26 protein-coding genes are annotated in these 25,815 nt (G+C 71.5%); 10 read left to right on the top strand and 16 right to left on the bottom strand.

The window, feature by feature from the left end; all coding sequences use genetic code 11:
* Position 1: 1 nt before the first annotated feature.
* From ABQ271_RS09730 to ABQ271_RS09710, 5 genes are read right to left on the bottom strand one after another with little or no spacing between them, the layout of a single operon-like run.
* Positions 2-1,153, bottom strand: a complete 1,152-nt coding sequence (locus ABQ271_RS09730) for an MFS transporter (RefSeq protein WP_349308572.1) — start codon at positions 1,151-1,153, stop codon at positions 2-4.
* Position 1,154: 1 nt separating this feature from the next.
* The gene (locus ABQ271_RS09725) at positions 1,155-2,420 is read right to left on the bottom strand and encodes an aminotransferase class III-fold pyridoxal phosphate-dependent enzyme (protein ID WP_349308571.1); all 1,266 of its coding nucleotides are present in this window, start codon (positions 2,418-2,420) and stop codon (positions 1,155-1,157) included.
* Positions 2,417-3,196: a hypothetical protein gene (locus ABQ271_RS09720; RefSeq protein WP_349308570.1), complete on the bottom strand. Its 780-nt coding sequence runs from the start codon at positions 3,194-3,196 to the stop codon at positions 2,417-2,419. The genes ABQ271_RS09725 and ABQ271_RS09720 overlap by 4 nt, the downstream gene beginning before the upstream one ends.
* On the bottom strand, positions 3,186-3,812 hold the full coding sequence (locus ABQ271_RS09715; RefSeq protein WP_349308569.1) for a TetR family transcriptional regulator: 627 nt from the start codon (positions 3,810-3,812) through the stop codon (positions 3,186-3,188). Before ABQ271_RS09715 ends, ABQ271_RS09720 begins: the two co-directional genes overlap by 11 nt.
* Positions 3,812-4,585, bottom strand: a complete 774-nt coding sequence (locus ABQ271_RS09710) for an SDR family NAD(P)-dependent oxidoreductase (RefSeq protein ID WP_349308568.1) — start codon at positions 4,583-4,585, stop codon at positions 3,812-3,814. The genes ABQ271_RS09715 and ABQ271_RS09710 overlap by 1 nt, the downstream gene beginning before the upstream one ends.
* Positions 4,586-4,699: 114 nt before the next feature.
* On the opposite strand from ABQ271_RS09710, the gene ABQ271_RS09705 reads away from it, so the two are divergent.
* Genes ABQ271_RS09705 through ABQ271_RS09695 form a run of 3 tightly spaced genes read left to right on the top strand, consistent with a single transcriptional unit; the run spans position 4,700 to position 7,071 of the window.
* Positions 4,700-5,065 carry a PadR family transcriptional regulator gene (locus ABQ271_RS09705; protein WP_349308567.1) on the top strand — a complete coding sequence of 122 codons (366 nt, stop codon included), beginning with the start codon at positions 4,700-4,702 and terminating at the stop codon, positions 5,063-5,065.
* Positions 5,062-6,447: a hypothetical protein gene (locus ABQ271_RS09700; RefSeq protein WP_349308566.1), complete on the top strand. Its 1,386-nt coding sequence runs from the start codon at positions 5,062-5,064 to the stop codon at positions 6,445-6,447. The genes ABQ271_RS09705 and ABQ271_RS09700 overlap by 4 nt, the downstream gene beginning before the upstream one ends.
* Before the next feature lie 57 nt (positions 6,448-6,504).
* Positions 6,505-7,071 carry a hypothetical protein gene (locus ABQ271_RS09695; RefSeq protein WP_349308565.1) on the top strand — a complete coding sequence of 189 codons (567 nt, stop codon included), beginning with the start codon at positions 6,505-6,507 and terminating at the stop codon, positions 7,069-7,071.
* A gap of 44 nt (positions 7,072-7,115) precedes the next feature.
* Here ABQ271_RS09695 and ABQ271_RS09690 read toward each other — a convergent pair whose 3' ends face one another.
* Positions 7,116-8,189, bottom strand: a complete 1,074-nt coding sequence (locus ABQ271_RS09690) for a Glu/Leu/Phe/Val dehydrogenase dimerization domain-containing protein (protein WP_349308564.1) — start codon at positions 8,187-8,189, stop codon at positions 7,116-7,118.
* A 109-nt stretch (positions 8,190-8,298) separates the two neighbouring features.
* Here ABQ271_RS09690 and ABQ271_RS09685 point away from each other — a divergent pair, with 109 nt between their 5' ends.
* Together ABQ271_RS09685 and ABQ271_RS09680 are read left to right on the top strand one after the other, a co-directional pair.
* Positions 8,299-9,102 carry a methyltransferase domain-containing protein gene (locus ABQ271_RS09685; protein WP_349308563.1) on the top strand — a complete coding sequence of 268 codons (804 nt, stop codon included), beginning with the start codon at positions 8,299-8,301 and terminating at the stop codon, positions 9,100-9,102.
* A 3-nt stretch (positions 9,103-9,105) separates the two neighbouring features.
* Complete coding sequence (locus ABQ271_RS09680; protein WP_349308562.1) at positions 9,106-9,582, top strand: YbaK/EbsC family protein; 477 nt, start codon at positions 9,106-9,108, stop codon at positions 9,580-9,582.
* A gap of 4 nt (positions 9,583-9,586) precedes the next feature.
* On the opposite strand, the gene ABQ271_RS09675 is transcribed toward ABQ271_RS09680, so the two are convergent.
* From ABQ271_RS09675 to ABQ271_RS09660, 4 genes are all read right to left on the bottom strand, one after another.
* On the bottom strand, positions 9,587-9,931 hold the full coding sequence (locus ABQ271_RS09675; RefSeq protein ID WP_349308561.1) for a UBP-type zinc finger domain-containing protein: 345 nt from the start codon (positions 9,929-9,931) through the stop codon (positions 9,587-9,589).
* A gap of 23 nt (positions 9,932-9,954) precedes the next feature.
* The gene (locus tag ABQ271_RS09670; protein ID WP_349308560.1) at positions 9,955-11,601 is read right to left on the bottom strand and encodes an FAD-dependent oxidoreductase; all 1,647 of its coding nucleotides are present in this window, start codon (positions 11,599-11,601) and stop codon (positions 9,955-9,957) included.
* Between the two features lie 9 nt (positions 11,602-11,610).
* Positions 11,611-13,443 (bottom strand): Na+/H+ antiporter NhaA, encoded by a 1,833-nt coding sequence (nhaA, locus tag ABQ271_RS09665; protein ID WP_349308559.1) that lies wholly within the window; start codon positions 13,441-13,443, stop codon positions 11,611-11,613.
* Between the two features lie 170 nt (positions 13,444-13,613).
* Positions 13,614-14,387, bottom strand: coding sequence for an IclR family transcriptional regulator (locus ABQ271_RS09660; protein ID WP_349308558.1), 774 nt, complete (start codon positions 14,385-14,387; stop codon positions 13,614-13,616).
* 52 nt (positions 14,388-14,439) lie between these two features.
* On the opposite strand from ABQ271_RS09660, the gene hutH reads away from it, so the two are divergent.
* Genes hutH through hutI form a run of 3 tightly spaced genes read left to right on the top strand, consistent with a single transcriptional unit; the run spans position 14,440 to position 18,861 of the window.
* Entirely contained in the window at positions 14,440-15,993 is a 1,554-nt protein-coding gene (hutH, locus tag ABQ271_RS09655) for a histidine ammonia-lyase (RefSeq protein WP_349308557.1), read from the top strand.
* Positions 15,990-17,699 carry a urocanate hydratase gene (gene hutU, locus ABQ271_RS09650; protein ID WP_349308556.1) on the top strand — a complete coding sequence of 570 codons (1,710 nt, stop codon included), beginning with the start codon at positions 15,990-15,992 and terminating at the stop codon, positions 17,697-17,699. Before hutH ends, hutU begins: the two co-directional genes overlap by 4 nt.
* 1 nt (position 17,700) lies before the next feature.
* The gene (hutI, locus tag ABQ271_RS09645) at positions 17,701-18,861 is read left to right on the top strand and encodes an imidazolonepropionase (RefSeq protein WP_349308555.1); all 1,161 of its coding nucleotides are present in this window, start codon (positions 17,701-17,703) and stop codon (positions 18,859-18,861) included.
* Here hutI and ABQ271_RS09640 read toward each other — a convergent pair.
* Genes ABQ271_RS09640 through ABQ271_RS09620 form a run of 5 tightly spaced genes read right to left on the bottom strand, consistent with a single transcriptional unit; the run spans position 18,848 to position 23,447 of the window.
* Positions 18,848-19,330, bottom strand: coding sequence for a histidine phosphatase family protein (locus ABQ271_RS09640; RefSeq protein WP_349308554.1), 483 nt, complete (start codon positions 19,328-19,330; stop codon positions 18,848-18,850). The genes hutI and ABQ271_RS09640 overlap by 14 nt on opposite strands.
* Positions 19,327-20,205 (bottom strand): arginase family protein, encoded by an 879-nt coding sequence (locus ABQ271_RS09635; RefSeq protein ID WP_349308553.1) that lies wholly within the window; start codon positions 20,203-20,205, stop codon positions 19,327-19,329. Before ABQ271_RS09635 ends, ABQ271_RS09640 begins: the two co-directional genes overlap by 4 nt.
* Position 20,206: 1 nt before the next feature.
* Positions 20,207-21,478 carry a DUF445 domain-containing protein gene (locus ABQ271_RS09630; protein ID WP_349308552.1) on the bottom strand — a complete coding sequence of 424 codons (1,272 nt, stop codon included), beginning with the start codon at positions 21,476-21,478 and terminating at the stop codon, positions 20,207-20,209.
* A 41-nt stretch (positions 21,479-21,519) separates the two neighbouring features.
* On the bottom strand, positions 21,520-22,692 hold the full coding sequence (locus tag ABQ271_RS09625) for an acyl-CoA dehydrogenase family protein (RefSeq protein ID WP_349308551.1): 1,173 nt from the start codon (positions 22,690-22,692) through the stop codon (positions 21,520-21,522).
* On the bottom strand, positions 22,674-23,447 hold the full coding sequence (locus ABQ271_RS09620) for an alpha/beta hydrolase (protein ID WP_349308550.1): 774 nt from the start codon (positions 23,445-23,447) through the stop codon (positions 22,674-22,676). The genes ABQ271_RS09625 and ABQ271_RS09620 overlap by 19 nt, the downstream gene beginning before the upstream one ends.
* A 52-nt stretch (positions 23,448-23,499) precedes the next feature.
* On the opposite strand from ABQ271_RS09620, the gene ABQ271_RS09615 reads away from it, so the two are divergent.
* Positions 23,500-23,904, top strand: a complete 405-nt coding sequence (locus tag ABQ271_RS09615) for a pilus assembly protein CpaE (protein WP_349308549.1) — start codon at positions 23,500-23,502, stop codon at positions 23,902-23,904.
* A 15-nt stretch (positions 23,905-23,919) separates the two neighbouring features.
* Here ABQ271_RS09615 and ABQ271_RS09610 read toward each other — a convergent pair whose 3' ends face one another.
* Positions 23,920-25,125 (bottom strand): MFS transporter, encoded by a 1,206-nt coding sequence (locus tag ABQ271_RS09610; protein ID WP_349308548.1) that lies wholly within the window; start codon positions 25,123-25,125, stop codon positions 23,920-23,922.
* Between the two features lie 455 nt (positions 25,126-25,580).
* On the opposite strand from ABQ271_RS09610, the gene ABQ271_RS09605 reads away from it, so the two are divergent.
* Positions 25,581-25,814: a redoxin NrdH gene (locus ABQ271_RS09605; RefSeq protein ID WP_036312128.1), complete on the top strand. Its 234-nt coding sequence runs from the start codon at positions 25,581-25,583 to the stop codon at positions 25,812-25,814.
* The last annotated feature ends 1 nt before the right edge of the window (position 25,815 follow it).

Below are 25,815 nucleotides of genomic sequence, written 5' to 3'. Positions count from 1 at the left end.
GTCAGGCGGCCCGTCGCCAGGCGGGCACCGCCGCGACGAGAAGCAGGGCGGGGAGGAGGAAGGCGAGCCCGGATCCGGTGACGTCGGTGAGCACCCCGACACCGACCGCGCCGAGGACCGCCCCGGCGTAGTTGAAGAGGTTGACCCGGGCGATCACCTCGTCGCTGCGCTCCGGCTCGATGGACCCGGCGAGGCCGAAGGCGATCGGCACGAGCGCGCCGACGGCGACGCCGCTGATCGCGAAGCCGACGATCGAGGCGACGGGGGAGGGGACGGCGGCGACGATGAGCGCCCCGATCACTCCGAGGACGAGGCTGACGGCGAGCAGGCGGCCGCGGCCGATGCGGCGGACCACGGCATCCGTCGCCAATCGCGCCGCCAGCACCCCGCCCTGGTACGCCGCGAGGCCGAGGGGTGCGATCGCTACGGCGGCGCCGATCGCGCGGAGGTGCACGGAACTCCACGAGCTCACCGCCGAGTCGACCGTGTAGGCGGCGAGGATGACGAGCCCGACGATCGTGATGGCTCGCGCGTCGAGCCGCGGCCCGCGGGGGCCGCTCCATTCGGATGACTGTGCCGCCCGTTCCCGGCTGAGTCGGCCGGACACCACCAGGAGGAACGCGACCTGCAGGACCGCGGCGCCGACGAGTGTCGCGAAGGCTGGAGCGCCGGTGGCGAGGATTCCCGCCATCCCCAACGCGCCGACGATCGATCCCGCGGTCAGCGTCGCGAAGAACCGGCCGAGCAGCGGCGTCGCGCGACCCCGCTGGACCAGCACGCCCTGCATGTTCGACGACGCGTCGATGAGACCGAGCCCGAGACCGTAGACGAGGACGGATGCCGCGAGCATCGCCGTGCCGGGGGAGAACGCCGTCGCCACGAGTCCCAGCGCCTGCAACGACAGACCGACGATGACCCCGTGGCGGCTGCTCGCGCGGCGGGCGATCGCGTCGGCGGCGAGCGAGCCGAGCGCCGCGGTGACGCAGACCCCGAGCAGGATCGCGGCGATCCCCGTGGCATCCAGGCCGGTGCGCTCCTGGAACGCGGGGAGCGCCGTCACGATCACGGCGTACCCGAGCCCTTGCAGTCCGTAGACCGCTGCGACCCCGAGGACGGTGCCGGTCGTCGCGGGTGCGGTCGTCGTCCCGGTCACGTCACACCACCGCGGGGTGGCGCGTCCGGAGGGCGGCGAAGGCGTCGGCGGCGATCTCGACCGTCCGGTCGACATCGGCCTCGGTGACCGCGGCGTTCAGGAAGTGGTTGTGATGCGACGTGAGGTACGCCCCGCGCCTGACGCACTCGGCGATCCAGTCCTGGTGCAGCATGAGCGAGTCCGCCGGGTCGGCGACGCGCAGATAGAACAGTGCCGGCGCCCCTGACGCGACGAGGGTGAACCCCGCCTCGGAGGCTGCCTCGGTGAGTCCGTCGGTCAGCCGGGTGCCGAGGCGTTCGAACAGCGCCGGAGCGTCGAGCTCCCGGAGCTTCTGCTGCGTCGCGATGCCGGCGGCGAAGGGGACGGCGCTCATCCAGTAGCTGCCCGTGTAGGTGATCGAGCTGACGGCCTCTTTCAGCGATTCGCGTCCGAGAAGCGCCGACACGTTGTAGCCGTTCGCGAGCGCCTTGCAGAAGCAGATGAGGTCGGCTTCGAAACCGAAGTAGTGGTCGCTGCCGGCGAGGTCGAGGCGGAAGCCGGCGCGCACGTCATCGATGATGAGGACCACGCCGTGCTCGTCACACAGCTTCCGCACGGCCTGCCAGTAGCCCTCGGCGGGCAGCTGGTTGTCGACGAAGTTGCCGTGCATGTACGGCGTCGAGATGAGCGCGGCGACCTCGCCCCGGTTCTCGGACAGCAGGGTGCGGAGCGCGTCGAGGTCGTTCCACGGCACATACAGGTTGTTCGCGACGTCCTCTTCGAGGACGCCCGGGTAGTCGAGCTTCTGCGTCCACGGCGCGACCCCGTGGTAGAAGCCTTTCACGAACACGACCTTCTTCCGGAGGGTCGCTGCGCGCGCCGTCATGATCGCGAGGGTCGTCGTGTCGCCGCCGTTCTTGGCGAACATGGCCCAGTCGGCGCTGGCGACCTGGTCGACGAGCAACTCGGCGAAGTCGATCATGACGGGTGAGGGCAGCGAGACGACGTCCTCCTTCTTCGCCTGCGCCTGAGCGGCCGCGGCCACATCCGGGTCGTTGTAGCCGAGGATGTTCGGTCCGTAGCCGCACATCCAGTCGATGAACTCGTTGCCGTCGAGGTCCCAGAACCGCGTGCCCTCGGCGCGGGTGGCGAACTTGGGGAAGCCGTTGTTCGGCAGGTGAAGGCCCTCGGTCGGGCCGAGGTGACCCGGGATGCCGCCGGGGATCACCTGCTGGGCGCGGCGGAAGGCGGCGAGGCTCTTGTCGAAGGTGTACACGGAGGAGCTCACTTTCCGAGGTAGTGGCCGACGCGGTCGAGGATGCGACTCGTGTTGTCGACGAGGGGGATGTAGCCGCGGATGGCGATGCGACCGTCGCCGACGCACGCGAGCGCGCTCTCGCGGCCGGCGAGGACGTCACCCGCGGTCTGCAGGTCGGCGAAGCGGAAGATCGCGCGGGGCGCGGCATCCGTCACCGGAACGCGGGAGAGGGTGTGCTCCCGCACCCGCAGACGGTGGCGGAGGGCATCGCCCACCGCGATGTCGAGATCGCCGTCCGACATCTGCTCGGCGCTGAATCGCCCGGACCGGTCGCGGTTCGCGACGATCGTGATCGCGCCGACGGCCACCTCGAGGAGCAGGACGCGGTGCGCATCGGTGAACTCCGGATCGGTCAGGTCCGCGTCGGTTGGACGCAGGTAGCGACCCAGCAGGTCGCTGACCGGGGTGAAGACCTGTGTGAGGAAGCGGAGCCCCGCGGGGCCGGCGATCGGGATCGGCGAGCCCTTCCCGTCGAGCACCGCATTGAGGTGCGCGGGGGAGCGGAACAGCAGGGTCGCCCGCGTCATGCCGCCGTGGTCGCCGTCCGCCGGACGGATGCCGTCCCGTGCGAAGACGAGGCTCATCGCCTCGCCGCCGACGATCCGCGCCGTCAAGAGGACCGGCTGCGGCATCCGTGCCAACAGCCCCGACGCGTCGGGGGCGACCTCCGACAGCTTCGGCAGGGCGCCGAGGACGGCGTGCAGGTTCACCGCCGCCAGGACGCGGTCGTCGATCTCAGTCAGCACGGGGACTCCCTTCGGTCGGTGCCCCGAGCGGGGCGGATGCCGCGGCGAAGGCGGCCGCGGCGAACGATGCCGTGCGACGTGCGGCATCCGAGTCGCCGTCGGCGAGCCACGTCGTCGTGATGCCGTCGACGACGACGACGAGGTGGCGCGCGAGGTCGGCGACGGGCTGCGTCCAGCGGTTGCCGGTGATCTCGGCGGCGTAGGTGAGCACCTGCTCGGCGGCGGCGTAGTACGTCTCCCACTGCGCGCGCATCTGCCCCTGCGGGTTACGGCGCCGAGCGACGAGGGCGAGTTCGAGGAGCGCGATCTCATCGGAGGGGTCGCGCTCGAGCAGATCGATGTAGCCCTCGAGGCCCGAGCGGATCGCCGAGGCGAGTGAGGTCGGATCGATCGCGCGGGACTCGGCGGCGAACCGCTCCTGCTCGATGACGGTGTCGATGACCGCGGTCATGAGCTCGTCCTGCGTGCCGAAGATGTAGGTGAACGCGCCGAGTGGCATCCCCGCCTCGGCCGTGATCGCGCGGGTCGTCGCGGCAGCCACGCCCTGCCGGGCGATGACGCGGATCGCGGCGGCGACGAGTTCGTGACGGCGTTCTTCGGGCGGCATCCGTCGCATCAGGCGCCTCCCACCGCGCGGGCGGCCACGCGGAGGCGGAGGCGGCGGGGCGAGACGCGCGCGGCCCACCCCTGGACGCGGTTGGCGGCGCCGACCGTCCGCACGGGCGAAGGGTTCGCCGAGTCGAGCGCGGCGAAGGCTTCGTCGAGCACGTCGTCGACGGACTTGGTCGCTCCCACCTTGAAGGTCTCCGACCCGGCGACGGCGAAGAACTCGGTCTCGGTCGGCCCCGGGCAGAGGGCGAGGACTTTCAGACCGGTGCCGCGGGTCTCCTGCCAGATCGCCTCGGTCAGCGAGGTGACGTACGCCTTCGTCGCGGCATAGACGGCGAGGCCCGGCAGCGGCTGATGCCCGGCGTTGCTCGACACGTTGACGAGCACGCCGCGCGCGGCGATGAGGTCGGGAAGGAGCTCCCGCGTAAGGAGGGTCAGGGCGAGCACGTTGACCTGCACCTCGGCGGCGACGCGGGCGGCATCCTCGTCGGCGAAGGCGGATGCGGTGCCGAAGCCGGCGCTGTTGACGAGACCGGCGGGGCGGATGCCGCGCTGGGCGAGTTCCGCGGCGATGGCGGCGGGCGCGGCCGGGTCGGTGAGGTCGACGGCGAGGACGGTCGCGTCGATGCGGTGGAGCCCGCGGAGCTCTTCGGCGAGGGCGTCGAGTCGGTCGGCTCGACGGGCGACGAGGACGACGTCGTGACCCCGCGCGGCGTAGCGGCGGGCGAACCCGGCGCCGATCCCCGAACTCGCTCCCGTGATGACGATCGCTCCGGGCATGGCGCCTCCAGAAGAGTTGTACAGATGAACAAGTGCACTCAGTATGGCGACGCGGATGGGCTGCGTAAAGGATCACCCGTGGGAATATTCCTGCCGATGGAGTATGAATGACCCATGGCATCCCCTCTCGGTCCCACGGCCTTCTGGATCCTCACGGCGTTGGCCGGGGGACGGCGACACGGGTACGACATCCTTCGCGAAGTCGACTCCGCCTCTTCAGGCCGGGCCGCGATGAAGGTCACGACGCTCTACGCCGCGCTCGAGCGCCTCGAGCGCGAGGGCCTCATCCGCGCCGACGGCGAGGAGGTCGTCGGCGGGCGCGCTCGGCGGTACTTCGCGATCGAGGATGCCGGTGGCGCGGCTCTGCTCGCTGAGATCACCGCTCTCGAGCACCAGGCTCGGGTGGCGAGGGAGCGGTTGGCCGCCGCCCGACGACCTGGCGCCGCGCGCCCCGCGGTGGCACGGACGGCGTTCGCATGAGCGGGCTCGACGAGCGGCGCTTCCGACGCGTGCTGAGCTGGTACCCGCGCTCGTGGCGCCGGGAGCACGGCGACGTCCTGCTCGCGATGATGCTCGACGAGGCCGAGCGGACGGGACGGTCTCGGCCGACCGCCGGCGAGTCCCGCGCCGCATTCGTGCACGGTCTCGGAGCTCGCTTCGGCGCGACAGCGGCGCTCGTCGCGGCATCCGTCGCGCTCCTCGCGACAGTCGTGGGTCAGAGCGGCATCCTGCTGGTCACCGGCGGCGAGTCGGGGAGCATCCCGGTGCATGAAGTCGCCCTGTTCGCGATGACGGGTGTGGCTCCCGCGGCAACCGGCATCGCCCTCGTCGCGCTCCTCCGCGCGGTCGCCGTGCTGCGGGACGGCCCGACGCTCGTCGCCACCGCGTGCGCGGCGCTCGCGGGAGCCTGCGGGGGTCTCGCGGGAATCGGCTGGAGCCGCGGATTCGACGCCGCGGACGCCGGGTTGCCGCAGACCGGACTCGCGGCAGCGACGGCACCGCTCGGCGCCGTCGGCCTGCTTCTGACGGCCGTCGCGCTCGTCGTCCTCCTCCTCCCCGTTCTCCGGCGCACGGGAGTGCCGCGGTGGGGAGCGATTCTTCTCGCGGTGGTACTCGCCGCCATCATCGGTCCGCTCGTCGGCGGGTTCGTCTTCTTCTCGCCGGCGACGACGGCGGTCGTCGCGATCGTGGTGCTGATCGTCGCTGCGCTGCCCCGCGTGCGTGGCGTCCGCCGTGACGACGCGGCCGTGGTTGCACGTGTCGCCCCCGCACCGCTCGGCCCGCCGGTGACGCGGCGAGCACCCCTCAGCCGCCTGCTCGCCGGTGTCGCGCTGGCCGGTGGCGTGCTCGGGATCGCGTGGGCGTTCGCGGGGGCCGAGTGGTCACCGACGGCGCGGGGCGACGCGACCGCGGCGATGCGGGAGGGCATCGCGATCCTCGGCGTCAGCATGATCCCGGCGGTCGTCGCGCTCGGCTTCGTGCTCCGCCGTTCCCGGCGGGCGTCTGCGCGGGATGTCTGGATCCCGGTCACCGCCGTGGCCACCGGGTTCGCGCTCATCTCGGCCGACTACCTCACCACCGACGGCTCCGGTGATCTCTCCGTCGGGTGGGTCGGGGCAGCCGCGTCCGTCGGTGTCGGCGTCGCCTGGTGGATCGCTGCCCGGATGCCGGTGGGGACCGGCATCCGGATCGGCGTCGGTGCGGGGATCGCGCTCGCCTACACCGTCGTGCTCGGCCTCGCTCTCACGCCGATTCTCGCGTTCGGCGCGCCCGTGGTGGCGCTCGTCGTCCTCGTGCTGCCGTGGCGCCGTCGACGCGCCGTCGACGGGTCCGTCGCCATCCCCGACGGCGCGACGGCGTAGGTCGCGGTAATGGGGGCGAAATCAGCCGCGCATCCTGACGCGAGGGAGGCACGGACGATGGCGATGGCGGCGATCGGCGCGGCATCCGCCGGCCTCATGTCAGCGATCGTCGGAGGCGTCGGCTCGATCATGCCCGAGGCGTCGGATGCGTTTTTGTTCGCGGCGGCCGGCGTGGCACCTGCCGCCGTCGGCATCGCACTTCTGGGCGTCGTCCGCGTCGGCGGACTCGTGAGCTCCCGTGCGACCGTGATCCTCATGGTCGCCGCCACGGTCGCCGGGCTGAGCGGCGGACTCGCCGCCTGGGCCGTCCGCGTGTCGTTCGATCTCAGTGACGACGGCCGGCCGACCGCGGCCGTCGACCTCGTCGCGATGGTGTCCGCTGCCTGCGGCGTCCTGGTTCTTGCCGCGATTCTCGCGACCCTCGGCGCCGTGCTGCTCCGGCGAGCACGCCTGCCGGGGTGGGCTGCGACGACCGTCGGCGTGACCGCCGCGCTGATCGCCGCGCCCGTCGTCGGGGTGGTGGCTGCCGTCGTGCCGCCCGTGACCGCAGTCGCCTCGCTCGCGCTCATCGGCTGCGCGGTCGAGATGCGCAGGCGGATGCCGGTGGCACCCGCTCATGCCTGAGCCCGAGTCGCCCGGGGCCCGCGACGCGGACCCCGGGCTCGGCGTCAGACCCCGGCGGGCTGGCGCACGCCCGCCCCGAGCCGCTCGGCCGCGTACGCCTCGGCGGCGTCGAGCGGGGTGACACCGCGTTCGGCGGCGTCGTCGAACAGGCGTCGCATCGTGTCGCCGATCCCGTCGATGCGCGTCGCGATCTCCTCGCGGTGGCCGGGTGTCCGCGCCTCGACGTCGAGGTAGATCACGCCCCCCGCGTTGGCGACGAAGTCGGGGGCGTAGAGGATGCCGCGGTCCGCGAGACGTGCCGCGCCGGATCGCTCGGCGAGCGGGTTGTTCGCCGGGCCGCAGACCGCTCCGGCGGCGAGGGCGTCGATGACGTCGTCGGTGAGGAGGCCGCCGATGCCGGCCGGGACGAAGACGTCGGCGGGGACCACGTGCTCGGTGCCGGGCTCGACCCAGGTCGCGCCGAGCTCGGCGGCGAGCGACATCTTCGCGGGGTTCACATCGGTGACGGTGAGGATCGCACCCTCACCGGACAGGCGAACGGCGAGGCGGCTGCCGACCTGGCCGAGGCCCGAGATCGTGATGCGGCGGCCCGCCACGTCCGGCGAACCGACGACGCGTTCGAGCGTGGCGCGGAGAGCCGCGTAGACGCCGCGGCTGGTGGGGCCGGCGGGCTCGCCGGATCCGCCGACCGAGTCGGGAAGGCCGACGACGTGGGCGGTGCGCTCACTGACGACGAGCATGTCCTCGGTCGTCGAGCCCACGTCCTCCGCGGTGCGGTACTGGCCGCCGAAGGACTCCACGACGTCACCGAGGTCGAGGAAGGCGGCCCTCCTGCGGTCGGCGTCGAGGGTGTCGGCCTCGCTCAGCGCGATGACGGACTTGCCACCACCGGCATCCAAGCCTGCGGTCGCGTTCTTCAACGTCATCGCCGCCGACAGTCGCAGCGCATCGCCCATCGCGTCCGACCAGTGCGGGTAGCGCCAGAGGCGCGCGCCGCCGAGGGCGGGGCCGAGAGCCGAGGAATGGAGTGCGACGGTGACGACGAGGCCGCTGCGCCGGCCGGTGATCACCTCCACACGTTCGTGGGTGAAATCGGGCAGGGGCAGGGAATGCGTCATTGCGATCCTTCTCGACGGGCCTTGTGGGCGCTGCGGTGCGGATGCCGCCGATCTGCGGCATCCGTCATCATTCTGCCTGGCATATCGCCCGCCGCCTAGGCTGTGCCGCATGCAGACCGAGCGATACTCACACGGCCATCACGAGAGCGTCCTGCGGGCGCACACCTGGCGGACGGCAGAGAATTCGGTCGGCTATCTCCTGCCCCACCTCCGACCCGGGGCCTCGCTTCTCGACGTCGGATCGGGACCGGGGACCATCACGGTCGACCTCGCCCGGCGACTCGCGCCCGGCACCGTGATGGGCGTCGACGCGTCGGCCGATGTCGTCGAGCAGGCCCGCGCCCACGCCGTCGCTGAGGACGTCACGAACGTCACCTTCGAGACGGCGAACGCGTACGACCTGGATGCCGCCGACGGCTCGTTCGACATCGTCCACACGCATCAGCTGCTGCAGCACCTCGCCCGTCCGGTCGACGCGCTTCGGGAGTTCCGTCGGGTGACCGGCGTCGACGGCCTCGTCGCCGCGCGTGAGGTCGATTACGCGGGGATCATCATCCACCCGCACGTCCCCGCGCTCGACGAGTGGCTCGACCTGTTGCTGCGCATGGGACGTAACAATGGCGGCGAACCCTCTGCGGGCCGGCGCCTCAAGTCGTGGGCACAGGATGCCGGGTTCACCGACATCACGGTCAGCGCATCCACCTGGCTCTTCGAGACCGACGAGCAGCGTGAGTGGTGGGGTGGATCCTGGGCTGACCGCGCGCTCCACTCCTCCTATGCCGACCACGCACTCGAGCAGGGGATCGCCGATCGCGCGGACCTCGAGCGCATCTCGGCGGGCTGGCGCGAGTGGGCGAACGCCCGCGACGGGTGGCTGCTCATGCCGCACGGCGAGATCCTGGCGCGGGGCTGACGGATGACCGAGAACTTGAGCGCGCGGAGCCGCCTCGTCCACGACGCGCTCCGGGCAGCCGGCATCCCGGGCGAGATCGTCGTGCTGCCCGACGCGGCTTCCACCGCGGTGCTCGCCGCCGAGGCCCTCGGCGTCGAGGTCGGTGCGATCGCGAACAGCCTCGTGTTCCAGTGCGACGGGATGCCGCTGCTCGTCATGACGAGCGGTGCGCACCGCGTCGACACGGCAGCGCTCGCCGCACGCATCGGGCGGGGGAAGATCAGCCGGGCGACGCCGGAGCAGGTCCGCGAGGCCACCGGTCAGGCGATCGGCGGTGTCGCCCCCACGGGGCACCCGGCACCGCTCGAGACCCTCGTCGACGAGGACCTCGCGACCTATCCGGAGATCTGGGCCGCAGGCGGCACTCCGCATACGGTGTTCCCGATGACCTTCGACGACCTCGTCCGGCTCACCGGCGGACGGGTCGTGTCGGTCGTCTGAGCGCTCAGGTGTGGATGAGGTCGCGCCAGTTCGCCGGCACGCGACCGCGCGGCCCGGGCGCGGGCTGATCCGCGGGGTGACTCGTGGGCGGGGCGAGCTCGGGACCCGCGAACATCGTCTCGTCCGCGTAGTCCCAGTACCAGTCCTCGCCGGGCTCGAAGCTCTGCACGAGCCGGTGCCCGGTCTCGTGGAAATGCGCGGTGGCGTGCTGCTCGGGTGAGGTGTCGCAGCATCCCACATGGCCGCACGACGCGCAGCGGCGCAGGTGCACCCAGAACCCGCCCTGCGCCTCGCACTCGAGGCATCCCGTCCCCGAGGGGGCGGCGTTGGTGTCGATGTCCGAGCTCATGTCGTCCTCCTGGTGATGGTGTGTCAAAAGGCCAGCGCGCGGTGCACCGAGGCGACAGCGCTCGAGCCCTCGCCGACGGCGGCGGCGACGCGCTTCATCGAGCCGCGCCGGACGTCGCCGGCGGCGAACACCCGCGGCGCCGACGTCTCGAATGGGAACGGCTCCCGGCCGAGGTCCCGCCACTGGGCGATCGACTGCACGGCCACATCGGTGCCCGTGCGGACGAACCCTCCGCTGTCGCGGTCGAGGGTCGGCAGCCACGACGTGGCCGGGTCGGCGCCGATGAAGCAGAAGAGCCCGCGCGCGTCGACGGATCCTGCCGAGTCGATCGTGACCGACTCGAGGGTCCCGTCGCCATCGAGGCCGGTGACCTGGGATGCCGTGTGCACCCGCACGCGCGGATCGTCGGCGAGCCGGTCGGCCAGATAGCTCGACATGCGCGTGCGGAGGTCGGTGCCGCGGATCACGAGGTGCACGGGGGAGCCGTGCGCGGCGAGATACAGTGCCGCCTGTCCCGCCGAGTTCGCGCCGCCGACGACGACGACGGGCTTGCCCTGCACCTGGCGGAGCTCGAGCGGAGTCGCGGCGTAGTAGACACCCGACCGCTCGAAGTCCTCCCACCGGTCGAGGGCGAGACGACGGTACGCCGCTCCCGACGTGACGATCGCGCTGCGGGCTCGGATGATGCGCCCGTCGGCGAGGGTCACGTCGAGGAGATCGGCGCCGATCTGGGTGAGGGCGACCGCCTCGCACGGCGCGTACACGCGGACACCGAACTTCAGTGCCTGCAGGACGGCCTGGCCGATGAGGTCGCCGCCGCTGACTCCGAAGGGGAAGCCGAGGAAGTTCTCGATGCGCGAGGTGGATGCCGCCTGCCCGCCCGGCGCGACCGCGTCGAGCAGCACGGTGCTGAGACCCTCGGATGCTCCGTAGATCGCCGCGGCGAGGCCCGCGGGACCGCCGCCGACCACCACGAGGTCGACGATCTCGTCGGACTGGGCTTGATAGCTGAGGCCGAGGCGCTCCGCCAACAGACCGGGGGTGGCGCGGGGGATCGCCTCGCCCTGGACGTAGGCGACGGGAAGGTCTTCGGCGGCCACCTCGTGCGTGCCGAGTGTGTCGAGTTCGTCCGGGGCGATCGCGACGGCCTTGTGGACGAGGTCGAGCCGTTCGGCGAAGCGCCGGAGCGACAGGAAGTCGTTCGAGGTCGTCGTTCCGACGAACTTGAGCGTCATCGCGGCCGGTCCCTTGCGGAGCGACTCGCGTCGCGCCCACAGCGCGTGGAGGATGAGGTCGCAGAGCTCGTCGTCCTCGCTCATGAGCTCGCGGAGCGCGGCGCGAGAGAGTCGGTGCACGCGGCCCGCCTTCGTCACACGTGCCGACAGGAAGGCGCTCTGTCCGTTGAGGATGCCGAGCTCGCCCGCGAACCGGCCGGGACCGACCGTCGTGATGACCGCCTCGCCGACCCAGCGGAGAGCATCGCGGACGATCTCGACCTCGCCGGACTCGACGAAGACCAGGTCGTAGCCGGCCTCGCCGGTGCGGAAGACGTAGTCCCCGACCTCCACGTCCTGCGGGACGGCAGCGTCCACGACACGACTCCAGTGCTCGTCGGAGAGGTCCGGCGCCATCATGGCGTCCAGGACGGTGGGAGCGTTCTCGTCCGTCATGGCGACAACCTATCGGGGAGCGGGGGTGGCCGGGGCGTCGGATTCGGACTGCAGTGCGCGGATGAGGGATTGCGCGTCGTAGGGGCCGGTGTGGCGATGGCCGTTGACGAAGAACGTCGGCACCGAGTGGATGTTCATCGCCTCCGCGTCGAACATGTCGTCGCGCACACGGCTCGCGACATCGGGCGCGGTCAGGTCGCGTTCGAACTTCGGCACGTCGAGCCCGAGCCGTGCGGCGAGGCGCACGATGTCGGACGGCAGCTGGTTGTCCTGGTCGGCGAACAGACCGCGCTCGAACTCGAAGAACTTGCCCTGCTTCGCCGCCGCCTCCGAAGCCTCCGCACCCGCGAGGGCGTTGGGATGCTGCACGGTGAGCGGAGCGTGACGCCAGACGTAGCGGAGGTTCGGACCGAGTTCGTCCATGACCTCCTGAATCGACCCCGACGCCTTCAGGCAGAAGCCGCACTGGAAGTCGCCGTACTCGACGATCTCGTACGGAGCGTCGCTCGACCCGTAGATGTGATCGCGACGCGCGTCGACCGGGCGGACGAGCGTCTGGCCGACCTCCTCCTCCGGGCTCCGCGCATCCGCGATGCGGAAGAGCACGGTGCCGAGGGCGAGCGCGAGGACGGATGCCGCGAGCACCCCCACGCGCGCCTCGTTCTGCGCGTCGGGGTCCTCGATGGCGAGATCGATGATGAACAGCGAGATCGTGAACCCGATTCCGGCGAGAGCTGCGCCGCCGCCGATCCGGTCGAGCGAGAGGCCCGGCCCGAAATCACCGATCTTCAGGGCCTTGAGCAGGGCGGTCGACCCCCAGATGCCGGCGAGCTTGCCGACCACGAGCCCGACCACGATGCCCCAGGTCAGGGGAGACGCTGCGGCGGCGGCGAGGATCTCGGGGCTGAGCGAGACGCCGGCGTTGGCGAGCGCGAACAGCGGCAGGATCACGTACGCGACGTAGGGCGCGTAGGCGGTCTGCAGCCGTTCGTTGATCGAGATCGACTCGCGGAGGCTGTTCGCGGCGGCGCGGGCGTACTCCGTGCTCGGCGACTGCCGGAACGTGCGGGCGAGTTCGAGCGCGTGCTCGACGTCGCGGCGATCGGGGCGGTAGACCGGCACGAGGAGGGCGATCGCGACGCCCGCGAGCGTCGGGTGCACCCCCGAGGCGAGAAAGGCGAGCCACACGATCACCGCGAGGGTCGCGTAGATGGGGCCGCGGCCGCCGCGCAGGTAGCGGACGAGGTAGATCCCGACGAGTCCGACCGCCGCGATGAGGAGCGGCATCGGCGTGAAGGTGTCGGTGTAGACGAGGGCGATGATGCTGAGCGCACCGATGTCGTCGACGACGGCGAGGGCGAGGAGGAACACCCGCAGGCGCCCCGAACCGCGCGGCCCGATCAAGGCCAGGGCGCCCACGAGGAACGCCGTGTCGGTGGAGATGACGACGCCCCAGGCATCCGCGTTGCCACTCGGACCGGCGATGAGGACGAACAGCAGTGCGGGCAGGGCGAGCCCGGCGACCGCGGCGACGACGGGCACGACGGCGCGAGACCAACTCGTCAGCTCGCCGATCGCGAACTCCTTTCGCACCTCGAGCCCGACGGTGAAGAAGAAGATCGCCATCAACGCGTCGTTCACGAGCGCGTGCAGAGTGAAGTCCAGGTGGAGGTCGCCGAGCCCGATCATCAGGTGCGTGTCCCAGAACCCGTTGTACGTCGACGAGGAGATGTTCGCCCACACGACCGCGGCAACCGTCGCGATCAGCAGCAGGAGCGCGCCCATGCGGGTGCGTCCCATCCTGCCGATATGGTCCGCGATCGAAGCGAGTTTCGGCGGCATGCATCCTCCGGAGGGGGTCGGGTCGGAAGTCAGTCTCCACCCCCAGCCGGGGTTCTGTCAGCCGGTGAGCGTGACGATCTCGTGACAGACCACGGCGGCTGCCGCCGACCACGCCTGCGGTCGACAGGCCGCGGGATAGGGAGCCGGTACGGCGACGTCGCTCGCGGCGTCTACCGCCGTCCGATGCGGCGAGAGAGGTCGGCTGCGGCCTCGATCGCGAGGTCGGCGAGCCGGGTGGGATCGACCTGGGCGTCCTCGGGCCACGTGATCGCGATGGCCGCGGCGGGCCAGTCGGCGTGGTCGCGGACGGCGACACCGATCGAGCGGAACCCCAGGGTCACCTCGCCGTCCTCCGTCGCGTGCCCGTCGGCGCGGGTCTGTCGGAGCAGCTCGCCGAGCTCGCGGGGCCGGCGGGGGCCCTGGCCGGTGCGTTCGGCGGAGAGAGAAGCGGCATCCGGGAACAGCGCGCGGACCTGCTCGCGGGGGAGTGCGGCCAGCATCGCCCGGCCCGTGGCGGTCAGGTGCGCAGGGAGGCGCACACCGACGTCGGTGATGAGGGTCGGACGCCTCGGCGCGCGCTCCTCGACGATGTAGAGCACGTCGCGCCCCGTCATGACCGCGAGGTGCGCGCTCTCACCGGCGCGGTCGGCGAGCTGGGCGACGATCGGACGACCGAGTCGGGCGAGCGGTTCTTGCCGCGCGTATCCGCCGGCGAGCTCGAACGCGGCGGTGCCGAGACCCCAGCGGCGGTCGCCTTCCAGGTGCACGACGAAGCCGTGCGACTCCATCGCGGCGAGCAGGTGGTAGACGCTCGAGCGCGGCAGCTCGAGCTGCGTCGCGATCGTCTGCGCTGCGACCGGCCCCCGTTGGTGAGCGAGGAAGCGGAGGATGCGGAGGGTCTGATCCGCAGCGGGGACTTGCGGCTTGTCTGGTATCACAGACAAAGGATGCCACGACCGCCTCCCGCCGAGACTCGCCGCACGCTGGAATCAATGCATGCCCACCCTCACTGCCGTCACCCTCGGCGATGCCCCGCTCACCCCGACGGAGGTCGTCGCCGTCGCCCGCCACGCCGCGCACGTCACCGTCTCGGACGCCGCGCTCGCGCGCACGGCGGAGACCCGCGCGCTGATCGAGCGCCTCGCCGATGACCCGCAGCCGCATTACGGCATCTCGACCGGTTTCGGCGCCCTCGCGACGACGTTCATCGCGCCCGACCGACGCCGACAGCTGCAGGCGAGCCTCATCCGCTCCCACGCCGCGGGAACGGGTCCGGAGGTCGAGCGCGAGGTCGTCCGCGCCCTCCACCTCCTGCGGCTGCAGACCCTCGCGACCGGTCGCACGGGTGTCCGTCCCGTCGTCGTCGAGACCTACGCGGCGATGCTCAACGCGGGTATCACCCCGATCGTCCACGAGTACGGTTCGCTGGGTTGCTCGGGCGACCTCGCCCCCCTCTCGCACATCGCGCTCGCCGCCCTGGGCGAAGGCCCGGTCCGCACGGCGGACGGCACGAAGGTCGACGCCGCCGAAGCGCTCGCGGATGCCGGCATCCGTCCCCTCGTCCTCGAGGAGAAGGAGGGGCTCGCCCTCATCAACGGCACCGACGGCATGCTCGGGATGCTGTCGCTCGCCCTCGCCGACCTCGACACGCTCCTCGCGACCGCCGACCTCGCCGCAGCCCTCTCGGTCGAGAGCCAGCTCGGCACCGACGCCGTGTTCGCCGCCGACCTCATGGCGCTCCGCCCGCAGTCGGGTCAGGCGATCTCGGCTGCGAACCTCCGCCGCGCGCTCGCGGATTCGCCGATCGTCGCGAGTCACCGCGACCCCGCCGTCTGCACGCGCGTGCAGGATGCGTACTCGCTCCGGTGCTCGCCGCAAGTGCACGGGGCCGCGCGCGACACCCTCGACCACGCCCGGATGGTCGCCGAGCGTGAGCTGGCCTCGGCGGTCGACAACCCCGTCGTCACGCCCGACGGTCGCGTCGAGTCGAACGGCAACTTCCACGGCGCCCCCGTCGCGTACGTGCTCGACTTCCTGGCGATCGCCGTCGCCGACGTCGCGTCGATCTCCGAGCGGCGCACCGACCGCGCCCTCGACCGCACCCGCAGCAACGGGCTGCCGCCGTTCCTCGCCGACGAGGTCGGCGTCGACAGCGGGCTGATGATCGCGCAGTACGCCGCGGCGGGGATCGTGTCGGAGCTCAAGCGTCTGGCCGTGCCGGCATCCGTCGATTCGATCCCGTCGTCGGCGATGCAGGAGGACCACGTGTCGATGGGCTGGGCCGCCGCCCGCAAGCTCCGCCGCGCCGTCGACGGGCTCGCTCGCGTCCTCGCCATCGAGGTGGTGACGGGATGCCGCGCCCTCGACCTGCGCGCGCCGCTGCAGCCCGCGCCGGTCACCGGGTCGGTGCGCACCCTCGTCCGCACCGTCGTCGAGGGGCCGGGGCCCGACCGCTTCGTCGCGCCCGACCTCGAGGCGGCCACCCAGCTCGTCATCTCGGGCGACATCGCCCGCACCGCGTTCGCATCGATCGAAGGAGATCACGCATGACCGACACCACGACGACCCGCACGATCCGCGCCGCGCGCGGCAGCGAGCGCACAGCCCTGAGCCGCAGCGTCCGAGCGGAGCGAGGCGTCGAAAGAACAGCGAAGAGCTGGGGCGCCGAAGCGGCCAAACGGATGCTGATGAACAACCTCGATCCCGAGGTCGCCGAGCATCCCGAGGACCTCGTCGTCTACGGCGGCACCGGCAAGGCGGCCCGCTCCTGGGAGGCGTACGACGCGATCGTCCGCACCCTCGACGAGCTGGAGCCCGACGAGACGCTCCTCGTGCAGTCGGGCAAGCCGGTCGGCGTCTTCCGGACGCACGAGTGGGCGCCCCGCGTGCTCATCGCGAACTCGAACCTCGTCGGCGACTGGGCGACGTGGCCGGAGTTCCGCCGCCTCGAGCACCTCGGCCTCACGATGTACGGCCAGATGACGGCAGGGTCCTGGATCTACATCGGCACGCAGGGAATCCTGCAGGGCACGTACGAGACCTTCGCCGCCGTCGCCACCTCGCTCGGACGCGACTCGCTCGCCGGCACGCTCACCCTGACCGGCGGCGCGGGTGGCATGGGCGGCGCCCAGCCGCTCGCGGTGACCATGAACGGGGGAGCGGTGCTCGTCGTCGACGTCGACGAATCGCGCCTCCGTCGCCGCGTCGAGCACGGTTACCTCGACGAGCAGACCGACGACCTCAACACCGCGATCGAGCGCGCGCTGGCCGCGAAAGCCGCCGGCGAGGCGCGCTCGATCGGTGTCGTGGGGAACGCGGCCGACGTGTTCCCGGAGCTGTTGGCCCGCGGCATCCCGATCGACATCGTCACCGATCAGACCAGCGCGCACGACCCGCTCGCGTACCTGCCGTCGGGTGTCGCGTTCGAGGAGTGGAAGGCCGAGGCCGCCGCCGACCCCGAGCGCTTCACCGCGCGTTCGCGGAAGTCGATGGCGCGCCACGTCGAGGCGATGGTCGGGTTCCAGGATGCCGGGGCCGCCGTCTTCGACTACGGCAACTCGATCCGTCGAGAGGCCGAGCTCGGCGGGTACGACCGGGCGTTCGCGTTCCCCGGCTTCGTCCCCGCCTACATCCGTCCGCTCTTCGCGGAAGGCAAGGGCCCGTTCCGCTGGGTCGCGCTGTCGGGGGACCCCGAGGACATCGCGAAGACCGACCGCGCAGTCGCGGAGCTGTTCCCCGAGGATGCTGCGCTCCACCGCTGGCTCGAGAAGGCCGCTGACAAGGTCCACTTCGAGGGGCTGCCGGCGCGGATCTGCTGGCTCGGCTACAAGGAGCGGCACCTCGCGGGGCTGAGGTTCAACGAGATGGTCGCGTCGGGTGAGCTGTCCGGACCGATCGTGATCGGCCGTGACCACCTCGACGCCGGGTCTGTTGCGAGCCCCTACCGCGAGACCGAGGCGATGGCCGACGGCTCCGACGCGATCGCCGACTGGCCGCTCTTGAACGCGCTGCTCAACACGGCATCCGGTGCGGCGTGGGTGTCGATCCACCACGGCGGCGGCGTCGGCATCGGGCGCTCGATCCACGCGGGCCAGGTCACCGTCGCCGACGGAACACCGCTCGCCGCCGAGAAGCTCGCCCGCGTCCTCGTCAACGACCCGGGCACCGGTGTCATGCGCCACGTCGACGCCGGGTACGACCGGGCGAAGGAGGTCGCCCGCGAGCGCGGCCTGAACGTCCCGATGTTGGACGCCTGACGTGGCGACCCTCCTCACCGGCATCGCCGAGCTCACGACGAACGCGGATGCCGCGGACCCGACCGCGACCATCGCGAACGCCGCGCTGCTGATCGAGGGTGGACGCGTCGCGTGGTGGGGGCCCGCGCCCGACGCGCCCGACGCCGAGGATGTCGTCGACCTCGCCGGTCGGGCCGTGATCCCGGGGTTCGTGGACAGCCACACCCACCTCGTCTTCGCCGGCGACCGCGCCGATGAATTCGAGGCGCGGATGACGGGGGTTCCGTATGCCGCGGGCGGCATCCGCCGGACCGTCGCGGCCACGCGCGCGGCCACCGATGACGAGCTGCGGACGCGGCTCGCCGCTCTCGTCGCCGAACTGCACGCGCAGGGCACGACGACGTTCGAGGTGAAGACGGGCTACGACCTCACGACGGCAGGGGAGGAACGCCTCGCGCGGCTGGCTGCGGAGGTCACCGACGAGGTCACGTACCTCGGGGCGCATGTCGTTCCCGAGGGTGCGGAACGCGACGCGTACGTCGACCTCGTCTGCACCGGGATGCTGGCGGCCACCCGCCCGCACGTCCGCTGGGTCGACGTGTTCTGCGAGCGCGGAGCGTTCACCGAGGCCGAGAGCGAGCGCATCCTCCGGGCAGGCGCGGACGCGGGCCTCGGCGTCCGGGTGCACGGCAACCAGCTCGGCGAGGGACCGGGCGTGCAGCTCGCGGTGCGGCTGGGCGCGGCATCCGTCGACCATTGCACCCACTTGACGGATGCCGACATCGCGGCCCTCGCTGGGTCGACGACGGTCGCGACCCTGCTCCCGGGGGTGGAGTTCTCGACGCGGCAGCCGTACCCCGATGCGCGGCGGCTCATCGACGCCGGGGTCACGGTGGCGCTCGCGAGCGACTGCAATCCGGGTTCGTGCTTCACGAGTTCGATGCCGCTCATGATCGCCCTCGCGGTGCGCGAGATGGGGATGACGGTCGGCGAGGCCGTCTGGGCGGCGACGGCCGGGGGAGCCCGCGCGCTCCGCCGTGACGAGGTCGGACACCTGGGCGTCGGCGCGCGCGCCGACCTCGTCGTGCTCGATGCGCCGAGCCGCCGACACCTGGCCTACCGACCCGGTGTGCCGCTCGTGAACCGCGTCTATCGCGGCGGTGAGGTCCTCAGGCCGCGCTGACCGCTCGCGGGGTGTCGATGTTCCAGCGGGCGGGCGGCACGGCGGTGGCGACGTCCCAGTCGTCCGTGTCCCAGAAGAACGTCGCGACCGCGCACGTCGGCATCGCACCGATGCCGCCGTCCGAGAGCCGTTCGGCCAGCACGGTCATCCCGGGATCGTGCGCGACGACCATGATGTCGGTCGCGCCGCTCGCGGCGGCGGCGTCGAGCAGGCGCGAGCCGGCGGCGCCGTAGAGGCCCTCGTCGGTATCGACCGTGACGCCCAGGGACTCCGCGAACACCTGCGCCGTCGTCCGTGCGCGCACCGCGGTGGACGACAGGATGCGGGCGGGCCGCACGCCGGTCGCCGCGAGACGCCGCGCCATGACCGGGGCGTCCCGGCGGCCGCGGTCGTTCAAGGGACGTTCGTGATCGTCCTGGCCGGTGGCCCAGTCGCTCTTGGCGTGACGGACGAGGATGAGAGTGATCATGCGAGTGCCCTTCCGGCGAGGAGTTCCAGGACGCAGAGCGCGGCGAGTCTGACGGTGCGGCCGTCAGCGGCATCCGCTGTCGCATCGACCTCGACGATGTCGGCGCTGACGATGCGCCGGTCGCCGGTGGCCGCGCGGACGAGGGCGCGCAACTCCCACGCTTCCAGTCCCCCGGGGACGGATGCCGGGCATCCCGGCGCGACGGAGCGGTCGCAGACGTCCACATCGATGTCCAGGTGCACGGCGCCGGCCGATCCCGCGATGGCGAGAGCCTGGATCATGACGTCCTCGGCGCCGCGGCGTCGGACGTCGTCGAGCGTGATGACGGTGATGCCGAGGTCCGCGGCACGCTGCGCATAGGCGACCGAGTTCGCGAAGTCCGCGATGCCGATCTGCACGATGCGCCGTGGGTCGAGTCCGTCCTCGACGAGTCGGCGGACGGGGGAGCCGTTGGAGACCCCGTCGCGGAGGTCGAAGTGCGCGTCGAGGGTGATGAGGCCCGAGACGCCGGCGCCCTGCGCGGTCGCGTAGGTCACGGAGTTGTCGCCCCCGAGCGCGATCACGAGGTCCGACTGGGCGCGGAGCTCGCCCACCCGGTCGCGCACGCGGGTCTCGCCCTCGGGCCCATCGGGGTCGTCGACCTCACCCGCGTCCGCGATGCGAAGGGCCTCGTTCAGATCGATGGGGGGAGGCCCGAGCAGCGTGGGGCTGAAGCGGCGGAGCGCTTCGCGGACGGCGGCCGGTGTCGCGTGCGCGCCCGTCGGCGACAGCGAGGTGCGGAACGCAGGCAGGCCGAGGAGGGCGGCATCCACTCGCCCGTCGGGCGCAGGCCAGTCTCCGGCGCGAGGCCACAGTGGGTCCGACGAGAGCGCCATGTCAGGGGAGGAGGAGGTGCGCGACGGTGAAGATCACGAGCCCGGCGAGAGCGCCGACGATCGTGCCGTTCAGGCGGATGTACTGCAGGTCGCGGCCGACCTGGAGCTCGATCTTCTGGCTCGTCTCATCGGCATCCCAGCGTTCGACCGTGTCGGTGATGATCGACGCGATGTCATGGCGGTACCGATCGACGAGGAACACGGCGGCATCCGCGATGCGCTTGTCGACCCGCTGCTGCAGCGCCGTGTCGGTCGCCAGCCGATCTCCGAGGTCACCGAGCGCGGCGGTGACGCGGCGGCGGAGCGCGCTGTCCTCGTCGGCGAGTGAGCGCAGCAGGCCGGTCTTCGCGGTGTTCCAGGCATCGGCGGCGAGGGTGCGGACGCGCGGGCTGTCGAAGACGGCGCTCTTCGCGCCCTCGAGGCGTCCGATCGTCTCGGGGTCGTGCTGCAGGTTCTCGGCGAGGCGCTCGAGGTACTGGTCGAGAGCCTTCCGCGCGGGGTGATCAGGGTCGGCCTGCACCGCGGCGACGAACTTCGTCGCCTCGTGGTAGACCGTGTCGTCCACGAGGCGCATCGCGACCGACGGCACCCAGGACGGCAGTCGGCGTGACACGAGCCCGTCGAAGGCTTCGCGGTTCGCGTCGAGCCACCGGGCGATGCTGTCGACGCCTAAGTCGACCGCGCCGCGGTGGGCGTCGGCATCCACCACCCGCGACAGCCAGGTGCCGAGCGAAGGTCCCCACGACGGGCTCAGCAGGTGCTCGTGGGCCAGGTCGCTGATGAGGTCCTGCACCTCGTCGTCGCTGAGGGCGGTGAGGATGCCGGAGGCCATCGTCGAGGCCTCGGCGGCGACCGTCTTCGCATGAGCGGGGTCCTGCAGCCACGCACCCGCGGTCCGCGCGATGTTCGTCGACTCGAGTTTCTGGCGGACGACGCCGCCCTCGAGGAAGTTGGTCTCGACGAATTCGCCGAGGGTGCGGCCGATCTCGTCCTTGCGCTTCGGGATGATCGCGGTGTGCGGGATCGGGATGCCGAGGGGATGACGGAACAGCGCCGTCACGGCGAACCAGTCCGCGAGCGCACCGACCATGCCGCCTTCGGCTGCCGCGCGGACGTACCCCCAGCCGGAGATGTCCTTCTCGAGGATGAACGCGATGACGAAGATGATCGCCATGAAGATCAGGGCGCCGAGGGCGACCGCCTTCATGGTGCGGAGCCCGCGGTACCGCTGCTGATCAGCGGTGCTCAGCGAGCCGTACGGGATGCGGGCCATTCGGCCATCCTGCCACGGTGCTCCTCAGAGGCCGCGGCGGCTCACGGCTCGACCGGGCCCAACCACGCGTTGGCGAGGGCGCTGTGCACCGACTCGGGGTCGGAGGGGTGGAACATCCCGGCGAGCACGTCGCGGTACAGCCGGCTCAGCTCGTTCCTCGTGAAGAAGGAGGAGCCGCCGGCGACGAGCATCGCCTCATCGACGACATGCTTCGCCGCAACGACAGCGCGGTGCTTGATCGCGGACAGCTTCGGGAACCACATCGCACCGTGATCGACGAGGGCGTCGACGTCCGCCGCGAGGGTCTCGACCTGCACCGGGAGGGCGTCGTACGCGAGCGCCATGTCGGCCACGCGCCACCGGATGTCGGGGTCCTGGCTGTACGTCCGCCCCGTCTTCTTCGAGGTACGCGACCGCGCCGTGCCGACGGCGAGGTCGAGTGCGCGCCGGGCGATCCCGGTGTAGACGGAGGCCAGCAGGATCTCGAAGACGCTGAAGATCCCGAAGTCGAGCGGGTCGGGACTCGGCCCGACGGGGAGCTTCCGCACGATCCGATCCGCCGGCGCGACCGCGCCGTGGAGCTCGGTCGTCCGCGACTGGGTGCCCCGCATCCCGATCGTGTCCCAGTCGTCGCGCGTGACGATCGCGTCGCTGCGCGGAACGAAGGCGAACACGAGGCGAGGATCCTCGGGGTTCGAGGTGTCGAGGCCGTGGAGGCCCAGATGCGTCCACACCGGCGCGAGCGAGGTGAAGATCTTGGTGCCCGTGAAGGCGTACGAGCCGTCGGGGCGAGGCGCGGCATCCGTGTCGCTCCCGAAGAGGACGAGGTCGTTCCCCGCCTCGCTGATCCCGAACGCGAACACCTCGCCGCGTGCGGCGCCCTCCTGCAGGAACCGGAGCGCGTCGTCGCCGCGGTCCGACATGACCTTCGCGACGCCCGTCCAGACGAGGTGCATGTTGATCGCGAGGGCTGTCGCGGGAGCGGCGCCCGCGAGGCGCTGCTGCAGGATGGATGCCTCGCGGAGCCCCAGCCCCGCCCCGCCGTGCTCAGCGGGGACGAGGATCGCGAGGTAGCCCGCAGTGCGGAGCTCGGCGAGATCCTCGTCGGGGAAGACGTTCTCGGCGTCCACCGCGGCGGCCCGCGACCGGATGCGCGCGAGGAGGTCGTCCGGCAGGTACGCGGCGGGGTCGAAGCTCACGGTCGGCGTCCCCACGCGTCGACCGCGTCGAGGAGCGCGTGCGCGGCGGCATCCGGAGCATCCCGATGCGGCGAGTGCCCCGTGCCGGGGACGATCGACATCGTGACGACCGGGTTCTGCAGCACCTCCGCAGCGAGAGCACCCGTGAAGATCGAGTACACCGCAGGATCGCCGCCGATGACGTGGGTGGGCACGGTGAGGCGGGATGCCGCATCCCGCACGTCCCACGCTGCGTTCTGCTCGCTCGTCTGCTCCACCGCGTACCGGCTCGCCTGCGCGGCGGCGACGGCCTTCAGCTCGACGTCGAGGTCGTGCCAGTCGGGGTGCGCGGCGCGGACCGCGGCCGCGGACGTGTCGGCGAAAGCCTGTTGCTGACTCGCCCGGACGATCTCGCGGTCGGCGTCGGCGAGGTGGATGGCCGGGTCGATGAGGACGAGGTGGCGGGTCCAGGCGGGGGTCGTCGCGCTCGCCGCCGTGGCCGCCGCGCCGCCGAGAGAGTGGCCGAGGACGAGATCCCACGGCCCGTCGCCGGCGGGCCCGGTGTGCCGGAGGTCCTCCGCGTAGGCGTCGATCGTGTAGTCGAGGGCACGCGGGGCGGTGCCGTGACCGCGCAGGTCGACCGCGTCGACGCGCCATCCGGCGTCGGCCAGAGCCACGGCGTACCGCCACATGAGGGCGGCATTCGATCCGAGTCCATGGACGAGGAGAGCGTGGCGCTCGGCGTGGGGATCGCCCCAGCTCAGGCGCGGGAGCGTGACCGGTGAGGGCATGCTCCCAGCCTAGGACGCGCCCCACCCTCTCGAGCCGGGCCAGGATGGGGGGATGATCTCCACCGACCTGGCACGCGAGCTGCGCGCGAGCGGCCTGATCTGGCGTCCTCGTTCCGGCGACCGCTTTCAACTCGACGAACCCGAGTTCGAGGCCGACGTCTACACCGTCAGCGACATGACGGTGGAAGCGCGCAGCTACCCCACCGGCGATCTGCTCGCTTTCAACGGCACGACCGAGTGGGCGCTCGATTCCGTCGCGCTCGAGGACGCGCTGTGGCTGCCCTCCGAGGCGCAGCTGCGCGAGATGCTCCGCGGCACGTTCCGCGCGCTTCGTCGCCTCCCCGACATCCACGAGGTGGAGATCGAGGTGGATGCCGCATCCCACGTCTTCCGGCACCCGCAGCCCGCGGACGCCTATGCGCAGGCAGTTCTCTTCTTGCTGCGTCGCGCGGCGTGAGACACGCCGCCTCGCTCAGGTGATGAGCGGGACCGGCTCGGTGTCGGGGATGGGGCTCGCGTCCCGGCCGCGCAGATCGGGGAACCCGCGGACCCACACGACGGCCACGACCGCGCCGGCCACGGCGAACCCGGACGCCGCGATGAAGGCCCCGACCGAGCCGACGCCGTCGATCAAGAAGCCCGCGACCGCGGAACCCGCGGCGGCGCCGATCAGCTGGCCGGTGCCGATCCAGCCGTAGGCCTCGGCCGTCTCGCTGAATCGCACGCTCGCGCTCGTGATGGCGAACATCACCGCGAGGGCGGGCGCGATGCCGAGCCCCGCGACGAAGAGGGATGCGCCCATCCACCAGGCGTTCAGGCTGATGATGACGAGGGTCACGCCGACCGCGACGATCGTGAGCCGCCGCGCCATCGCCCAGCGCCCGATCGGGATGTGTCCGAAGCCGAGTCCGCCGGCGAGGCTGCCGACGGCGAAGACGGCCAGCACGATGCCGGCCTGGAGACCCTCGTGCCCGAAGGTCGCCACGACGCCCGCCTCGACGGCGGCGCACGCACCGATGAGGAGGAAGCCGGTGACCGTCGACAGCAGGACCACGGGCTTGCCGAGAACTCGTCCGAATCCGCGGCGGCTGCGGGGGATGCGGACGCGTCCGACCTCGGGGGAGGCGATGAACCAGGTGCATCCGCCGATGAGGATGACGACGATCAGGTAGAGCGCGGGGACGGTGCCCACCTGCGTCGCGACGAGCGTGATGAGCACGGGAGCGAAGATCCAGATGATCTCCTGCAGGCTCGCGTCGAGGGAGAAGAGGGGAGTCAGCTGCCGCGAGGTCACGATCTTCGGGTAGATCGTGCGGACGGCCGGCTGCACCGGAGGGTTCGCGATACCGGCGATGAAGCCGAAAACGATGAAACCGACCATCCCGAACGGGTTGATCGCCAGGGCGAGGACGGCGGCGGCGCAGACGGCGGCGGTGAGCGTGAGGACGCGGCGCATTCCCCACACGCCCATCCAGCGACTCGTGACCGGGCCGGAGATCGCCTGCCCGATGGAGACGGCGGCGAGGACGATGCCCGCGTAGCCGTAGGACCCGGTGGACTGCTCGACGTGGAGGAGGACGGCGAGGCTCGTCATCCCGCTGGGGAATCGTGCCGTCAACTGTGCCGCGATGATGCGCGCGACCCCGGGTGCGCGCAGGAGCTCCGAGTATCCCGCCACCCCTCCACCGTACTGCCGGGGACCGACGTTCCAGATGTCGTGTCGGAGCCGCGCCGCGACACGCCGACGACACGCCCGGACGGTGGTTTCGGCACGGATGCGATGTCGGAAGTCACCCGTAACGTCCTGCCTGTGGACAACCTGCCGAGGCGCGAGCGGTTTCGGCCGGAATCCTGGCCTTTTCGATCCGGTTGCCGAGTTCCGAAACTGGGGATGAATCGGTGGACAACCTGTGTTGTATCTGTGGAGGGATGCGGAAAAACTACACGGATGTAACTACTAGCCCTTGTGGTGCTTCCTGGTGTCCGTACCCATATGTAGTATTGAGCTCCCGGCAGGCCCCAACCCGTCGGAACCAGGCGAACGGGCGGATCACGCCCGCATCCTGCAGACAGATTTCCCCCACCAGACGGACCCCGCACCGACGGGTCCACACAGACGAGAGAGAGTCACAGATGGCGATCACCGTGTACACGAAGCCGTCCTGCGTTCAGTGCAACGCGACGTACCGCGCGCTGGACTCCAAGGGCATCGACTACGAGATCCTCGACCTCTCCGAGGACCCGGCGGCGCTCGAGCACGTCAAGTCGCTCGGCTACCTCCAGGCGCCGGTCGTCGTCACCGACGAGGACCACTGGTCGGGCTTCCGCCCCGACAAGATCGACGAGCTCGCGTCTCGTCTGGTCTGAC

Source organism: Microbacterium sp. MM2322 (genome assembly GCF_964186585.1).
GTDB lineage: Bacteria > Actinomycetota > Actinomycetes > Actinomycetales > Microbacteriaceae > Microbacterium.
This window is presented reverse-complemented; position numbering and strand designations above follow the sequence as displayed.

Bases quoted from the DNA above. Each gene is read 5' to 3' on its own strand.
- ABQ271_RS09680 (WP_349308562.1), top strand. From the start codon at position 9,106: ATGACCGAGAACTTGAGCGCGCGGAGCCGCCTCGTCCACGACGCGCTC.
- ABQ271_RS09630 (WP_349308552.1), bottom strand. From the start codon at position 21,478: ATGGCCCGCATCCCGTACGGCTCGCTGAGCACCGCTGATCAGCAGCGG.
- ABQ271_RS09710 (WP_349308568.1), bottom strand. From the start codon at position 4,585: ATGCCCGGAGCGATCGTCATCACGGGAGCGAGTTCGGGGATCGGCGCC.
- ABQ271_RS09690 (WP_349308564.1), bottom strand. From the start codon at position 8,189: ATGACGCATTCCCTGCCCCTGCCCGATTTCACCCACGAACGTGTGGAG.
- ABQ271_RS09700 (WP_349308566.1), top strand. From the start codon at position 5,062: ATGAGCGGGCTCGACGAGCGGCGCTTCCGACGCGTGCTGAGCTGGTAC.
- ABQ271_RS09695 (WP_349308565.1), top strand. From the start codon at position 6,505: ATGGCGATGGCGGCGATCGGCGCGGCATCCGCCGGCCTCATGTCAGCG.
- ABQ271_RS09620 (WP_349308550.1), bottom strand. From the start codon at position 23,447: ATGCCCTCACCGGTCACGCTCCCGCGCCTGAGCTGGGGCGATCCCCAC.
- ABQ271_RS09670 (WP_349308560.1), bottom strand. From the start codon at position 11,601: ATGACGGACGAGAACGCTCCCACCGTCCTGGACGCCATGATGGCGCCG.
- ABQ271_RS09605 (WP_036312128.1), top strand. From the start codon at position 25,581: ATGGCGATCACCGTGTACACGAAGCCGTCCTGCGTTCAGTGCAACGCG.
- ABQ271_RS09635 (WP_349308553.1), bottom strand. From the start codon at position 20,205: ATGGCGCTCTCGTCGGACCCACTGTGGCCTCGCGCCGGAGACTGGCCT.
- ABQ271_RS09715 (WP_349308569.1), bottom strand. From the start codon at position 3,812: ATGCGACGGATGCCGCCCGAAGAACGCCGTCACGAACTCGTCGCCGCC.
- hutH (WP_349308557.1), top strand. From the start codon at position 14,440: ATGCCCACCCTCACTGCCGTCACCCTCGGCGATGCCCCGCTCACCCCG.
- ABQ271_RS09675 (WP_349308561.1), bottom strand. From the start codon at position 9,931: ATGAGCTCGGACATCGACACCAACGCCGCCCCCTCGGGGACGGGATGC.
- ABQ271_RS09640 (WP_349308554.1), bottom strand. From the start codon at position 19,330: ATGATCACTCTCATCCTCGTCCGTCACGCCAAGAGCGACTGGGCCACC.
- nhaA (WP_349308559.1), bottom strand. From the start codon at position 13,443: ATGCCGCCGAAACTCGCTTCGATCGCGGACCATATCGGCAGGATGGGA.
- hutU (WP_349308556.1), top strand. From the start codon at position 15,990: ATGACCGACACCACGACGACCCGCACGATCCGCGCCGCGCGCGGCAGC.
- ABQ271_RS09705 (WP_349308567.1), top strand. From the start codon at position 4,700: ATGGCATCCCCTCTCGGTCCCACGGCCTTCTGGATCCTCACGGCGTTG.
- ABQ271_RS09685 (WP_349308563.1), top strand. From the start codon at position 8,299: ATGCAGACCGAGCGATACTCACACGGCCATCACGAGAGCGTCCTGCGG.
- ABQ271_RS09615 (WP_349308549.1), top strand. From the start codon at position 23,500: ATGATCTCCACCGACCTGGCACGCGAGCTGCGCGCGAGCGGCCTGATC.